The organism is Streptomyces sp. MK37H (genome assembly GCF_018035285.1).
Taxonomy (GTDB): Bacteria; Actinomycetota; Actinomycetes; order Streptomycetales; family Streptomycetaceae; genus Streptomyces; species Streptomyces endocoffeicus.
Window position 1 is genome coordinate 1 of sequence record NZ_JAAAYH010000253.1, and the last position, 13,204, is coordinate 13,204.

The window sequence follows — 13,204 nt, forward strand, 5'->3', positions numbered from 1 at the left end:
GGGCGGCCCCACGCTGCTGGCGGAGTTCGCGGCGGCCGGGGTGCTGGACGAGCTGTGTCTGGCGGTGGCCCCCCTGGTCACCGCGGGGGACGCGAAGCGAATCATGAACGGCCCCGTGCTGGGGGAACCGGAACGCTTCACTCTCGCTTCCGTTCTGGAGGAAGCCGGGTTTCTTTTCACCCGCTACCGTCGGATTTACCAATAACTCATAAAACGTCTGTAAACCCGCGAATGGGATCGCGAAGGAGAAGGGCATCCGCCGTGTTCACGAGCGTATTGATGATTGAGAAGCCCCTGACCCCCGCCGACGTGGAATTCGTCACCACCCTGCACGGCGATGACCCGGTCTCCTTCGTCGTCCTGATGCAACCCCGGGGCAGCAAGGACCGGCTGCTGCGCGCGATCGACGACATCGCCCTCGGCGAGCTGGAGCAGGCCGCCCAGGAGGGGGAGGAGCCGGAGGGCAAGGAGGCGCTGGAGCCCGCCGAGCGGGCGCTGGCCCACTCGGTGGCGGCGCTCGAGGCGGCCGGGAGCCGGGCCCGGGGCCATGTTGTCCAGCGCCATCCGCTGGAGGTGTTGCGCGGGGTGGTGGAGGAGACCCGGGCCGATGAGGTGATCGTGCTCACCGCCCCGCACTTCGTGGAGGAGTTCTTCCACAGGGACTGGGCCTCGCGGGCGCGCCACAAGGTGGGGGTGCCGGTGCTGAAGCTCTTCTCGCACGCGGTGGACGAGGACCAGCCTTCGGCCGGCGGCTGAGCCGCGGCCCGGCCCCGGTCCCGGTGGCCATCAGCTGAGCCCCGGTCCCGGCCCCGGCCCCCGCGGCCATCGGCGGGGGCGGGCCGCCGGGGGTGCGAGAATCGGGCCGACAGCACACACCGCGAACCAGGGGAGACCCGTACATGGCACCGGCCGGCACCGCCTCCGACACGCTGGATCGACCGCACTTCATCGGCATCGGCGGCGCCGGGATGTCGGGCGTGGCGAAGGTCCTCGCCATGCGCGGGGCGCGGGTCTCGGGCAGCGACACCAAGGACTCGCCGATCGTCGGCGCGCTGCGTGAACTCGGCGCGACGGTGCACATCGGCCACTCCGCCGGGAACCTCGCCGCCGACGCCACCAGCGTCGTCGTCTCCAGCGCCATCCGCGACGACAACCTCGAGCTGGTCACGGCGCGGGAGCGCGGCATCCCGGTGGTGCACCGCTCCGACGCGCTCGCCGCGCTGATGGACGGCTCCCGGCCGATCGCGGTCGCGGGCACCCACGGCAAGACGACCACGACCTCGATGCTGGCCGTCTCGCTGCGCACCCTCGGCCTCGACCCGTCCTACGTCATCGGCGGCGATCTGGACGCCCCCGGCTCCAGCGCCCTCCACGGCGAGGGCGAGATCTTCGTCGCCGAGGCCGACGAGAGCGACCGCAGCTTCCACAAGTACGCGCCCGAGGTGGCGATCATCCTCAATGTGGAGCTCGACCACCACGCCAACTACGCCTCGATGGACGAGATCTACGAGTCGTATCAGACGTTCGTCGACCGGGTCCGACCCGGCGGCGCGTTGGTGATCTCCGCCGACCACCCCGGTGCCCGTGAGCTGACCGCCCGGGTCAGCGGGCGCGACGGGCTGCGGGTGCTCACCTACGGCGAGGACGCGGGCGCGGACGTGAGGGTCCTGGCCATCGAGCCGCACGGGCTGACCAGCGAGGTCACCGTACGGCTCGCGGAGTCCCTGGGCGGTGCGGAGCTCACCTTCACCGTCTCCGTCCCCGGCCGCCACTACGCGCTCAACGCCGTGGCCGCCCTCACCGCGGGCGCCGCCCTCGACGTCCCGGCCGCCGAGCTGGCCCCCGCCCTCGCCTCGTACACGGGCGTCAAGCGGCGGCTCCAGCTCAAGGGCGTCGCGGCCGGGGTGCAGGTGATCGACTCCTACGCCCACCACCCCACCGAGATCGCCGCGGACCTCGAGGCGATCCGCGGCGGCGCCGGGGAGGGCCGGGTGCTGGTGGTCTTCCAGCCGCATCTGTTCAGCCGCACCCAGGAGCTGGGCACCGAGATGGGCGAGGCGCTCGCGCTCGCCGACGCCTCCGTGGTCCTGGACATCTACCCCGCCCGCGAGGACCCGGTCCCCGGCGTCACCAGCGCCCTGATCATCGACGCCGCGGCCCGCCGCGGGGCGGATGTGACCGCCGAGCACGACCGGGGTGCGGTGCCCGAGCTGATCGCCGGAATGGCGAAGCCCGGTGACCTTGTTCTCACCATGGGCGCCGGAGATGTGACGGACCTCGGTCCGGAGATCCTCGCCCGTCTGCAGAGCCCGGAGAACTGAGGAGGTCCGTCCCCATGGCGTACGAGATCGACAAGCCGGAGGAGCAGTGGCGCGCGGAGCTGACTCCGCAGGAGTACCACGTCCTGCGGGAGGCCGGTACCGAGCGTGCCTTCACCGGTGAGTACACCGATTCCAAGACGGTCGGCGTCTACTCCTGCCGGGCGTGCGGGGCGGAGCTCTTCCGCTCGGAGACGAAGTTCGAGAGCCACTGCGGCTGGCCGTCGTTCTACGACCCGGCGGACAGCTCGGCCGTGGAACTGATCGAGGACCGCTCGCACGGCATGGTCCGCACCGAGGTGCGGTGCACCCGCTGCGGTTCGCATCTGGGCCATGTCTTCTCGGGCGAGGGCTACCCCACCCCGACCGACCAGCGGTACTGCATCAACTCCATCTCGCTGCGGCTGAGCCCCGAGGAGAGCTGAGCCCGCGGAGAGGCTCAGGCGCCTCGGCCTGAGCCTGGGGCTCCTCAGCGTGAGCCTCGGGCTCCTCAGGGCGCCTCGGCACGAGCCTCGGGCTCCTCAGCTCCTCAGCGTGAGCCGCAGCGCAGCACGGCGGCGGTCTCGGGCGGCAGTCTCAGCATGCCGTCCGGGCCCGGCAGCTCGATCCGCCGCCACGCGGCCACCACCTCGGTGACCTCTCCGGTCCGGGGCCCGAGCCAGGTCTTGACCGGCCGGTCGCCCGGGTTGAGCAGGACCCGCAGCGGGCCGCGCTGAAAGCTGAAGCAGCCGTCCGAACCGGAGGACAGGCCCGTGTACGACCAGGTCGGGTCGGTCAGGGCCGGTTCGGCGCGGCGCAGCGCGATCAGTCGGCGGTACCAGTCGAGCAGCGCCCGGTGCGGCTCCCGCTCCGGCTCCCGCCAGTCCAGGCAGGACCGCAGCCGGGTGGCCGGGTCCTGGGGGTCAGGCACATCCCCCGCCGCCCAGCCGTGGGCGGCGAATTCCCGGCGGCGGCCGGACCGCACCGCCTCGGCCAGCTCCGGATCCTGGTGGTCGGTGAAGTACTGCCAGGGCGTGCGGGCGCCCCATTCCTCGCCCATGAAGAGCATGGGGGTGAAGGGCGCGCACAGCACCACGGCCGCCGCACAGGCCAGCAGCCCGGGGGAGAGCCGGGCGGAGAGCCGGTCGCCGATCGCCCGATTGCCCACCTGGTCATGGGTCTGGGCGTAGCCGAGCAGCCGGTGCGCGGGGGTGGTGTGGGTGTTCAGCGGACTGCCGTGGCGGCGGCCCCGGAACGCCGAATGGGTGCCGTCGTGGAAGAAGCCGCCCATCAGCGTCTTGACCAGGGCGCCGGGCCCCTCGGCGGCGAAGTCGGCGTAGTAGCCCTGTCGCTCACCGGTGAGGAATGTGTGCAGGGCGTGATGGAAGTCGTCGTTCCACTGCGCGTGCAGACCATGGCCGCCCGCCTCGCGCGGGGCGGTGGTGCGCGGATCGTTGAGATCGGACTCGCCGATGAGGAACAGCGGACGGCCGGTGCGGGCGGCCAGCGCGTCCACGGCGGCCGACAGCTCGGCCAGGAAGTGCCGGGCCCGGGTGTCGCGCAGCGCGTGCACCGCGTCCAGCCGCAGCCCGTCGAGGCGGAAGTCGCGCAGCCAGGAGAGCGCGCTGCCGATGAAGTACGCGCGCACCTCGTCGGAACCGGGCGCGTCCAGGTTGACCGCCGCGCCCCAGGGGGTGTGGTGGGTGTCGGTGAAGTACGGGCCGAAGGCAGGGAGGTGGTTGCCGGAGGGGCCCAGATGGTTGTGGACCACATCGAGGACCACGCCGAGGCCGTGCCCGTGCGCGGCGTCCACGAAGCGCGCCAGCCCCTCCGGCCCGCCGTACGGTTCGTGCACCGCCCAGGGCGCCACCCCGTCGTACCCCCAGCCATGGGTCCCGGGGAACGGGCAGACGGGCATCAGCTGCACATGGGTGATGCCCAACCCGGCCAGGTGCGGCAGCTGCTCGGCCGCCGCGTCAAAGGTGCCCTCATGAGTGAAGGTGCCGATGTGCAGCTCGTAGAGGACCGCGCCGGGCAGCGGCCGCCCGAACCACTCCCGCTCCCAGCGGAAGCGGGAGTGGTCGACCACCGCGCTCAGCCCTTCCGGGCCGTCCGGCTGGCGGCGGGAGCGCGGATCGGGGAGCGGCGGGCCGTCGTCGAGCGCGAAGCCGTACCGCGTGCCGGGCCCGGCCTCGGCCTCGGCCCGCCACCACCCCTCGCGGTCCGGGTCGGGCTCCATGGGGCGGTCGCGCCCGTCCACATGGAGCCCGACCCGCCTGGCGTGCGGCGCCCACACCTCGAACAGCACTGGCGTCTCCTCACCTCGACCTGGCTACGGTCCTCGACCATGCTGCGGGACGCGGCGCCGGCGGCGCAGCAGGACGACATCGGTCAGTGGCAGGGATCGGTCAGCGGCAGGGCGACACCGGTCAGACGAGGTTGATGCGCTCCTGGGTGATGGGATACCCCGCCCTGGCGAAGTGCGCGGCCATGGGGAGGTTGGGCTGGTCCGTCGCCGCCGCGATCTTCGTGGCCCCCCGTTCCACCAGGTCGTGGGTGCACTCCACGAGCAGGTCGTACGCGTAGCCGTGGCCGCGCTGCTCGGCGACGACCCCTATGAAGCCCACGCAGGGGCCCGACGGATTGTGCGCGGGCACCTGGATGCCGACCAGTTCGCCCTCGGGCGTCCAGGCCAGCCGCCGCCACTCGCGCGGCGACGGGCACCAGGAGAAGAAGTCCATGAGCTCCCGCACCGCGGCGTCGGCCCCTCCTCGTTCGATGGCGCGCCGGTCGTGGGCGTCGAGCGAGCCCGGCATGATGCGGCGCAGCACGTCCTCGACCGCCGCGTCATCGGGCTCCGGCCGGAACTCCAGCCGCCCCGGGCGGGCAGGCAGTCCGCACTCCGGCGTCCACTCGTAGCGGTAGCGCTCGACCAGGGGCTCGAGCCCGCCCGCCACGGCGGCGTCGACACGGGCCTGGGCGGCGGCCCGCACCTCGGGCCGGTCGCGCCAGCCGGGCGGGGCCAGCAGGCTGTACTCGGCGCGCAGCGGTGCGGTGCGCAGCAGTTCGGCGGCGGCGTCGGCCTCGCCCTCGGCGAAGTCGAACCAGTCCAGGGCGATGGGCGCGGAGTCCTCCGGCCCGGCCCACCACGCGGCTCGGGCCACGACCCGCCCCTCGCGCAGCGCCACCCAGGTCCAGTCGGGGCGGTACTCGCCGCCCTGGCCGACGGTGGCGTAGGCGTGGCCGAGGGCGCCCCGGCCGACGAGCGCGGGCACGTGCAGGTCATGGAACAGATGGGCGTCGCCCTCGGTGAGGGGACGGATGACCAGATCGGTCATGGAATTCCTTCCAGGAGAGTGATGCGCTCCCGGTCGGATGCCTGATCGAACGATGTGTGATCAGACGGGGATACGCCCGGGGGACAGGGGGCGGGAGCGCGGAAACGTCGTGATGTCCATTGCTCTCGCCTCCTTCCTCGATCAAGGGCGTGCCCGCACTCTATGGGCCCCGATGTCTCCGTGTCCACGCAATATTTCCGGGCGGGGCCGGTCTGCCGCCCGCGAGGGGGAAGGAGCGGCAGACCGGCGAGCGGGATGAGGTGCACCTGACAGATCACTGAGCGGGTCGGAGCACCTGCGTGGACCGGTGACCGCGACGCAGCCGCGGATGAACGACCGCACCTCGCGGCACTTCCCGCGAAGCGCTTAGTGCACCATGCAGATCGGCGCGGCCGTTGTGTCCGGAGAGCCGCCGCCGGCCGTATAGCCGAAGGTCGTCGACGCCCCGGTGGCCAGTGAACCGTTCCAGTCGGCGCTGGTGACCGAGGCCGAGGAACCGGTGGTGGACAGCTTGCCGTTCCATACGCTGTCGATCCGCTGCCCGGACGGCACCGTCCAGTCGACCATCCATGAGGAGATGGGTGTGGCACCGGAGTTGGAGACCGTCACCTCGGCCTGGTAGCCGCCGTTCCAGGTGCTGGTCACCTTCTGGGTGGCGGCGCAGGAGGCCGTCGGCGGGTTGCCCGGCGGGTCCGTGGGGTCGTCACCGCCACCGCTGGTGGCGCCCGGGACCGTCACCTCGCCGTTGCCGCCGTCGAAGACCACGTCGGAGCAGCTGTAGAAGGTCTCCTGGCTGTCCGAGCGCGTCCACACGGTGTAGATGATGTGGCGTCCGCTCTTACCGGAGGGCAGATTGGCCGTCCAGGTGTACTTGCCGTCCACCGTGCCGACCTGACCGGACAGCGGCGGGTTCGTCACCGTGTTGAACGGCTGGTCCTCCAGGTCGTTCCAGGTGAGCGGCTTGGTCGGGTCGATGGGGCTCTTGGTGACATAGCTGCGGAACGACCCCGGGTGCGCGGCCCAGGCGTTGTACGAGAACTGCATCGACTTGCCGGACGTCAGATGGGTCACCGGCCAGTCCTTGCTGCCCAGGTCGAAACCGGAGAAGTCATAGACGGTGGCCGCGCCGCTGCACAGCTTGCCGTCCGGGATGAACCCCTTGGTGCGGCCCGCGCCGTCCGAGCGGAGCACCGCGAACCAGTTGTAGAAGGGCGTCGCGCCGCTCTTGTCGTACGCGGCCTTGCACGCCGGGTTGGTCGGCTTGACCTCACCGGTCGAGGACAGGCTGTACTTCCAGCAGAGATAGGTGCGGCTGCCCGGCGCCATCGGTGCGCCATGTGCGGAGGCGCTGCCGCCGGAGAAGAAGACAAGGCCCAGGGCGGGCAGGACCGAGAGCAGGACCAAAGTTACGGACCTGCGCGCGCGGGAACCGCCCGGCGGGCGTGCGGATGAGGCGAGTGCCAGTGATCGTCGAGGCATTGCGCGTGCTTTCCCTTCGACGTGAACGGGTCAGGAACCGTCGGCGTGGGAGCGCTCCCAATTTCTTGCTGAACGTAGCGCGCCGCCGGGCAGCTGTAAATGCTTCAGGACATGGAGGCCGCAGGCTTTCTGGCGGGCCGTCAGGCAGGGTTGTGGACGGGCCGTTCATCAAGAGATCCCAAGGTGGGCATCGCACCGTCACATTCGGATCACGTCGGCTGATGGCGGAAGCGGTCGCATGTGAAGATCGGCAACTTCACAGCCGTCGTACGAGGTGGTCCTTGCCGTGAGCCTTCGCCGAACGGTCCTACCGGCCGTGCTGGTTGTTATCCCGTTCCTGGCACTGATGCTGGGCGTCTTCGTGCTTGTCTCGTCGCAAAGTACCGAAGACCGGGAGAAGCGGTACCGCCAGGTCCTCGAGGACCCGACCCCGAGTGCCCAGGACGTCACCGAGGTCGCCGGCGCCCCGTCCGACGTCGTCAGCGGCGAGGACGGCTCCACACTGCTCAGCTACTTCGCGGCCGACGTGGAGGACGACGAGGGTTTCGCCGCGAGCGCCTGGCGTCTGTACGGTCCGGACGGTGATGTCCTGGCCGAGGACGCGTACCACACGGACAGCTGGGAGGCGGGGGGCTCCTCCTCCACGTCGTTCACCGCCGTCCCCGGCGGTTTCCTCCACTTGTCCGATGCCACATACCCCGAGGATGACGGGGATTTCTTCCTCGACCCGCGAGGAAAACGGCACCCCGTGCGGTCATCGCACACGGCCCTCGGCTTCAGGACCGGTGATGTGGTGTTGTCCTTGCCCTACGGGGATCCGAAGATGCTGTTCCGGCCCTCCCAGCGCACCGTGGCCCCCGCCAAGGGGCTGCCCAGGACCCGCGACCTCGACTCCTACGTCGTCGAGGACCGGGGCACCGTCTTGGGAGTCCAGGTTCCGGAGGACGACGGGCCGAGTCGGGGGGTGCGGCGCCGGGGCGACCGGCAACGGTCCCAGGAGCTTCCCTACCGGGCCACCGTCAGGGACGGGGATCTCGCGACGCGGGGCGACAGCGCGGCCGTCGCTCTGCAGAAGTCCGCCGATGGTTCCGACCGGAGGCTCGTCGCCCTCTTTCTGACGACGGACAACGGCAGAAGGTGGACGACCCTGCGGAACTCTGCCCATGTGCCGTTGGACGTCTTCACGCCAGGCGGAGACGAGGTCACCGTGGAGATACTCGCCGACGGCCGGGTTCTTCTCGATCAGGGGGGCGATACCTCTCTGCTCGCGGACACTTCCCACGACAACACCTTCCACCGGGTCACCAAACCGGCCGAGTTCGTCCGTGTTCTGGCCAGAGGAAACACCCTCTACGGCATCGCCGACGCCGAAGACCCCAGCTATGACCTCGTCCGAGGTGAGGGGCTCTGGCTCTCCCGGGACGGTGGACACACCTGGTCCCGCTTCCCGGACGGCGATGACGACTAGCCGCATGTCGTCGAGGCCGGTCTGAGCGAATGGTCGGTGCACGGCCCACGGCCATGCCGGCGGGGCGTCAGCTCGCCTTTCCGGTACGGACCAGCAGCGCCGCCGGGAGCCGGTCCAGCAGCTCGCCGAGTGGGCATGCTCCCTCGGCCGTCCGCCCGGTCAGCAGGTCCCGCCAGCGGCCCGGTGGCAGCGGCAGTCGGGTGGCGCCCCAGCCGCCCGCCTCCGCCAGCCGCCGCGACAGCCGGGTGACCACGGTGACGGCGCCGCCGTGTGTGCCGTCCGTGCCGTCCGTGCTGTTGTCTGTCCGTAAGAAGGCCACGCAGTGCTCGGCCGACGGACCGGAGGCGAGCAGCGGCGTATACGAACTCCCAGGGCCGAACCACCCAGGATGCTCCCGGCGCAGGTTCAGTGCCGCCCGGGTGAGCAGCAGCTTTTCGGCCGACGGGCCGTCCGCCGGTTCGCCGCCCAGCTCGGGCGGGCGGCGGTTGTCCGGGTCGACCAGGGCCGTATAGACGCGCTCGGTGCCCATATAGAGGTCGGGGACGCCCGGCATGGTGAGCTGGAGCAGGGCGGCGCCGAGCGCGTTGGCCCGCGCCGGTTCGTCGAGTTCGGTGCCGATCGCGGCCCACACCGACCGGTCGGCCGCGCACGGCCCGGCCTCCAGGAAGGCGGTCACCTCCTCCTCGTACGCCGCGTTCTGCTCCGTCCAGGTGGTCCGCAGCCCCGCCTCGCGCACCGCCTTGAGCACGGCCGGGACCAGCCGTTCGGCGTCCCCGTGGCCCAGCGCGAGCGCGGTCTGCCAGGCCGTCCAGGCCAGATGGGGATCGGGGGCGGCGGCCGAGCGGGTCAGCTCCTCCACCGTCCGCCCCCACCAGCCCGGGCATTCGGTGAGCACCGCGAGCCGGGCCCGGGCGTCCGCGCTGCGCTTGGTGTCATGCGTGGAGAGCGCCGTGCCGGTGGCGGGCCAGTCCCTTAGGCGCCGGGCGGCGAAGGCGTGGAACTCCTCGGGGGGCACGGCCGGCCGCCCCGGATCGCCGCCCACCTCGGCGGCCGACAGCAGCGGGGTGTAGCGGTAGAAGGCGGTGTCCTCGACCGACTTGGCGCGCAGCGCGGCCGCCGTCTGGGCGAAGCGGGCGCAGAAGTCGCGGTGGTCCGGGCCGTCCCCGAGCCAACCCAGCGCGGCGTCCCGCACCACCCGTACCACCTGGGCCTCCTGCGCCACCGTGAACGCCTCCCGGGCGTCCGCCGCCGCCGAGCGCAGCAGCACCGCGTCGGCGTCCGTCGCGGGCGGGCCGCCCACGGCGGTGTACGGACGGTAGACCGGCAGCCGCACCAGCAGCTCGCGGATCGCCGTGCGCAGCGCCCAGGGCGCGTGGTCGCGCAGCCGGGGGTCGGCCGCGCAGATGCGCGATGCGGTGCGGGTCAGCCGCTCCACCTCGGCGGCCAGCTCATGCGTGACCACCTCATGGGCGGCGCGGCGGACCGTGGCGGCCCAGTCGCCACCCAGGTCGGCCGGGGGAGCGACGAAGGCGCGGTAGAGGGCGGTCAGCTTCTCCAGTCCGTCCGGGTCGATGAAGAGCCCGTCGATGTGGTGCAACGCGTCATAGCCGGTGGTCCCGGCGACCGGCCAGGTGGCGGGCAGCCGCTCGTCCCGGGCGAGGATCTTCTCCACGACGGTCCAGCGGGCGCCACCGCCTTCCGGCGTTGTCCCCCGGCCGATGTCGCCTTCTGGCGCGGTCCAACGGCCGCCGCTTTCTGGCGTGATCCGCCGCCCGCCACCGCCTTCTGGCGTGATCCCCCGGTCGCCCTCGCCCTCTGGCGCGGCCCGCCGCCCGCCGCCGCGCTCCCCGTCTCCCGTCGCCGCCCGCACCGCCCCGTCCAGCCGCCGCAGGTAGCCCTCGGGGTCGGCGAGCCCGTCCGGGTGGTCGATCCGGAGCCCGTCCACGACCCCGTCCCGCACCAGCTCCAGCAGCGTGGCATGGGTGGCGGCGAAGACCTCCGGATCTTCCACCCGCACCGCGATCAGCTCGGAGATGGTGAAGAAGCGCCGATAGTTGAGCTCGGTGCGGGCCAGCCGCCACCAGCCGAGCCGGTACCACTGGGCGTCCAGCAGCGCGGCGAGCGGCAGCCCCTCGGTGCCGGGCCGCAGCGGGAAGGCGTGGTCGTAGTAGCGCAGCGTCCCGTCCTCGACCCGCAGCCGCTCCCACTCCTCGCCGAGCGGACCGCCGAGCACCGGCAGCAGCACCTTGCCGCCGTGGGCCCGCCAGTCGATGTCGAACCACCGTGCGTACGGCGACTCCGGCCCCTTCCGCAGCACCTCCCACAGCGGGGCGTTGAGCCGTTCGGGGGCGGGGGCAGCCATATGGTTCGGGACGATGTCGACGATCAGCCCGAGGCCGTGCTCCCGCGCGGTACGGGCGAGTGCGCGCAGCCCCTCCTCGCCGCCCAGCTCGGCCCGGACGGCGGAGTGGTCCACCACGTCATAGCCGTGGGTGGAGCCGGGCACCGCCTCCAGCACGGGGGACAGATGCAGATGGGAGACGCCGAGCGAGGCCAGATACGGCACCGCTCGCTCCGCCGCCGCGAAGGGGAAGGCGGGCTGGAGCTGGAGGCGATAGGTGGCGGTGGGTGTGCCGGGGTCAGCCGTCATATGAACGTACGTACCCACCCGGCGCGCCCTACCACAAAAAGGACATCTACTTGAGGGTTTCGATGACCCGTCGGGGTGACCTCTGAGCGGAAGGGATCGATCCGGCCAGACTGGTGGGCCGACGATGAGGGGGCTCATGGCGACCCGGAAGATCCTGAAGATCAAGCTGGAGATCGAGGTCAACGAGAAGGTGAGGGGTAGGAGCGCGTCAGCGCATCGGGCACGGGATCGTCGGGCGGATACGGTTCGGGCTGCATGCGACCACCTGGACTGAGGCGAAGCCCGTACCTCGCAGATACCACCCGCCGACCACATCGCCGCCCCAACTGAGCCGGTCATCCGCTGCCGCGGACCACGCTGTCTGACGGTCGGGTTCCCTATCGAACTCCGACATGAACGAAGGGGCTAACTCTTCCACCTGGCCCATGTACCAGCCGAGTGCTTCCGCTGGCGCCTCGAACGTCGCTTTGACCATTCTGGCCGGGCGGAGCAGCCAGTGCGGTACCTCCAGCGGCGGCACGTCGCTCGCCATGAAGGCGGGACTGGCCGCCGCGATCTGCTTCCACTCCTGGGGCGAGATGTCCTGTACGACGAGGTGTGGCGGTCGCCGGGCGGACTCGTCGTCGTACGTGCGGCGCTCTCCGGTCAACCGGTAGCAGTGCCAGTGAGCGGGCTTGGGCGGGGGCGGAGCCGTCATCGGAGGTACCTCCTGGTGATGGGAGCGGCCCGCCCCCTGGCGGGGCGAGGAGCCGACCAAGAGGCGGACCGCTATGGCGTCTGACGTCGGCTACCTGGCGTACTGGCGGCCGTCGTCCGAGTCGCCGGGCGTCTGGCCGCCTGGGGACGGGGCGTCCGTGTCCGGCATGGTGTCGCCGTCTTCAGGGTCCTGACGGAGGACGACATGCTGTAATCGCATTGGGTCTCCTGTGGGTTCACACGCGCAGGGGTGCCCCCGCGCGATGGCGCGGTGCTCGTCCCGCAACTGGCCTGCAAGCGGGAAGCGGGGCGGGCCTTGTTGGACGGGACTCCGGCCCGGCGGTGCAGGCCGGGACCGGAATCCCTTCACCTCTGCCTTGTCGGTGGCCGTGCCTGGCTGTACCGACCGGCAGGGAGTCTTGGAGGCGGGCCGCTGACGCCGTCGTCCGGCATGGGGCCCGGAGCACCAGCGACCCGCCTGGCTTATGGGGCGGGGGTGCTCACGAAGCAGAGCCAGACCGCGAGGATCAGTAGCGCGGGGACTAGGGCGAGCAGGAAAGCCGTCCGGGCGGCGCGGAAGGCGAGGAGCCTGGCCCGCAGAGCGATGGGCTTACGGCGGTGCCTCATCCGGCGCCTCCCGGGCTCCGCCTCTCCCGGCGGGGCGGGGGCGGCTGCTCGGGCCGCACGTGCTTGCACCGGTCACGGCCTTTTTGGTGACGCCCCCGCAGGTCCACTCGACCGTGCCGAGTAGCTGATCGGCATACAGCCGCTGCCCGCACAGGGCGCAATCCCAGCCCTCCAGTTGGGGCCCAGTCAGGGTTTCGGGGTCCGGCAGCTCGATGCCCGGGAGCAGAGAGGGCTGTGGGCAGGTCGTCATCGGGACCGCCGCTCCTCGTGCTCGGTCGCGGTCGCGCTGGCGAGGGTCCGCACGTGCCCCTTCGAATAGAGCGGCGCGTGCGGAGGGCAGGCGTACGTGATCTTCTCGATGGCGCCGCGACTGTTCTCCACCTCGACCGGGACCGGTTCATCGGTGGGCAGGTCGCATCGATAGCACAGTTGTGGGCCGTCCGGTTCCGGGCCGAGGACGTCATCGAGGGCTTGGTACAGGGCGGTGACCAGGCGATTAATGTCGGTCAGATACCGGTCCGGACCGAGAGGGATCCGCCAGTACGTGCGGTGCTCAGCGCTCCAGGAGGCGGGCGGTACGCCGAGGAGAGTGCCCTCGTCGGCCAGCTCGGTGAGGACACGCACCTGACGCATGCGCCAGGTGCGGGGG

General features: G+C 71.6%; 11 protein-coding genes and 1 pseudogene. 5 read left to right on the forward strand and 7 right to left on the reverse strand.

Annotated features, from left to right (window positions below; translation table 11 throughout):
• The 4 genes from GWI24_RS28975 to msrB form a co-directional block, all read left to right on the forward strand.
• Nucleotides 1–205, forward strand: a 205-nt coding sequence (locus GWI24_RS28975) for a dihydrofolate reductase family protein (protein WP_210948844.1), incomplete at its 5' end; no start/stop codon positions are given.
• A 74-nt stretch (nt 206–279) separates the two neighbouring features.
• Nucleotides 280–756, forward strand: a complete 477-nt coding sequence (locus tag GWI24_RS28980) for an indole-3-glycerol phosphate synthase (RefSeq protein WP_210948845.1) — start codon at nt 280–282, stop codon at nt 754–756.
• A 143-nt stretch (nt 757–899) separates the two neighbouring features.
• Nucleotides 900–2,321, forward strand: coding sequence for a UDP-N-acetylmuramate--L-alanine ligase (gene murC, locus GWI24_RS28985; protein ID WP_210948846.1), 1,422 nt, complete (start codon nt 900–902; stop codon nt 2,319–2,321).
• A 14-nt stretch (nt 2,322–2,335) separates the two neighbouring features.
• Nucleotides 2,336–2,743: a peptide-methionine (R)-S-oxide reductase MsrB gene (gene msrB, locus GWI24_RS28990; RefSeq protein ID WP_020867829.1), complete on the forward strand. Its 408-nt coding sequence runs from the start codon at nt 2,336–2,338 to the stop codon at nt 2,741–2,743.
• A 104-nt stretch (nt 2,744–2,847) separates the two neighbouring features.
• On the opposite strand, the gene treZ is transcribed toward msrB, so the two are convergent.
• The 3 genes from treZ to GWI24_RS29005 all read right to left on the reverse strand — a co-directional run bounded on the left by treZ (nt 2,848) and on the right by GWI24_RS29005 (nt 7,114).
• Complete coding sequence (gene treZ / locus GWI24_RS28995; RefSeq protein ID WP_210948847.1) at nt 2,848–4,605, reverse strand: malto-oligosyltrehalose trehalohydrolase; 1,758 nt, start codon at nt 4,603–4,605, stop codon at nt 2,848–2,850.
• 121 nt (nt 4,606–4,726) lie between these two features.
• The gene (locus tag GWI24_RS29000) at nt 4,727–5,635 is read right to left on the reverse strand and encodes a GNAT family N-acetyltransferase (RefSeq protein ID WP_210948848.1); all 909 of its coding nucleotides are present in this window, start codon (nt 5,633–5,635) and stop codon (nt 4,727–4,729) included.
• A 366-nt stretch (nt 5,636–6,001) separates the two neighbouring features.
• Complete coding sequence (locus GWI24_RS29005; protein WP_210948849.1) at nt 6,002–7,114, reverse strand: lytic polysaccharide monooxygenase; 1,113 nt, start codon at nt 7,112–7,114, stop codon at nt 6,002–6,004.
• Nucleotides 7,115–7,400: 286 nt separating this feature from the next.
• Here GWI24_RS29005 and GWI24_RS29010 point away from each other — a divergent pair, with 286 nt between their 5' ends.
• Nucleotides 7,401–8,582, forward strand: a complete 1,182-nt coding sequence (locus tag GWI24_RS29010) for a sialidase family protein (RefSeq protein WP_210948850.1) — start codon at nt 7,401–7,403, stop codon at nt 8,580–8,582.
• Nucleotides 8,583–8,649: 67 nt separating this feature from the next.
• On the opposite strand, the gene treY is transcribed toward GWI24_RS29010, so the two are convergent.
• The 4 genes and pseudogenes from treY to GWI24_RS29025 form a co-directional block, all read right to left on the reverse strand.
• On the reverse strand, nt 8,650–11,232 hold the full coding sequence (treY, locus tag GWI24_RS29015) for a malto-oligosyltrehalose synthase (RefSeq protein WP_210948851.1): 2,583 nt from the start codon (nt 11,230–11,232) through the stop codon (nt 8,650–8,652).
• 208 nt (nt 11,233–11,440) lie between these two features.
• Nucleotides 11,441–11,929 carry a hypothetical protein gene (locus GWI24_RS29020; RefSeq protein WP_210948852.1) on the reverse strand — a complete coding sequence of 163 codons (489 nt, stop codon included), beginning with the start codon at nt 11,927–11,929 and terminating at the stop codon, nt 11,441–11,443.
• Between the two features lie 90 nt (nt 11,930–12,019).
• Complete coding sequence (locus GWI24_RS46375; RefSeq protein ID WP_281790790.1) at nt 12,020–12,148, reverse strand: hypothetical protein; 129 nt, start codon at nt 12,146–12,148, stop codon at nt 12,020–12,022.
• A 653-nt stretch (nt 12,149–12,801) separates the two neighbouring features.
• Nucleotides 12,802–13,204 (reverse strand): annotated as a pseudogene (locus GWI24_RS29025) (hypothetical protein); the annotation flags it as partial.

Bases quoted from the DNA above. Each gene is read 5' to 3' on its own strand.
- GWI24_RS46375 (WP_281790790.1), bottom strand. From the start codon at position 12,148: ATGCGATTACAGCATGTCGTCCTCCGTCAGGACCCTGAAGACGGCGAC.
- GWI24_RS28980 (WP_210948845.1), top strand. From the start codon at position 280: ATGATTGAGAAGCCCCTGACCCCCGCCGACGTGGAATTCGTCACCACC.
- GWI24_RS29020 (WP_210948852.1), bottom strand. From the start codon at position 11,929: ATGACGGCTCCGCCCCCGCCCAAGCCCGCTCACTGGCACTGCTACCGG.
- murC (WP_210948846.1), top strand. From the start codon at position 900: ATGGCACCGGCCGGCACCGCCTCCGACACGCTGGATCGACCGCACTTC.
- msrB (WP_020867829.1), top strand. From the start codon at position 2,336: ATGGCGTACGAGATCGACAAGCCGGAGGAGCAGTGGCGCGCGGAGCTG.
- GWI24_RS29000 (WP_210948848.1), bottom strand. From the start codon at position 5,635: ATGACCGATCTGGTCATCCGTCCCCTCACCGAGGGCGACGCCCATCTG.
- GWI24_RS29005 (WP_210948849.1), bottom strand. From the start codon at position 7,114: ATGCCTCGACGATCACTGGCACTCGCCTCATCCGCACGCCCGCCGGGC.
- treY (WP_210948851.1), bottom strand. From the start codon at position 11,232: ATGACGGCTGACCCCGGCACACCCACCGCCACCTATCGCCTCCAGCTC.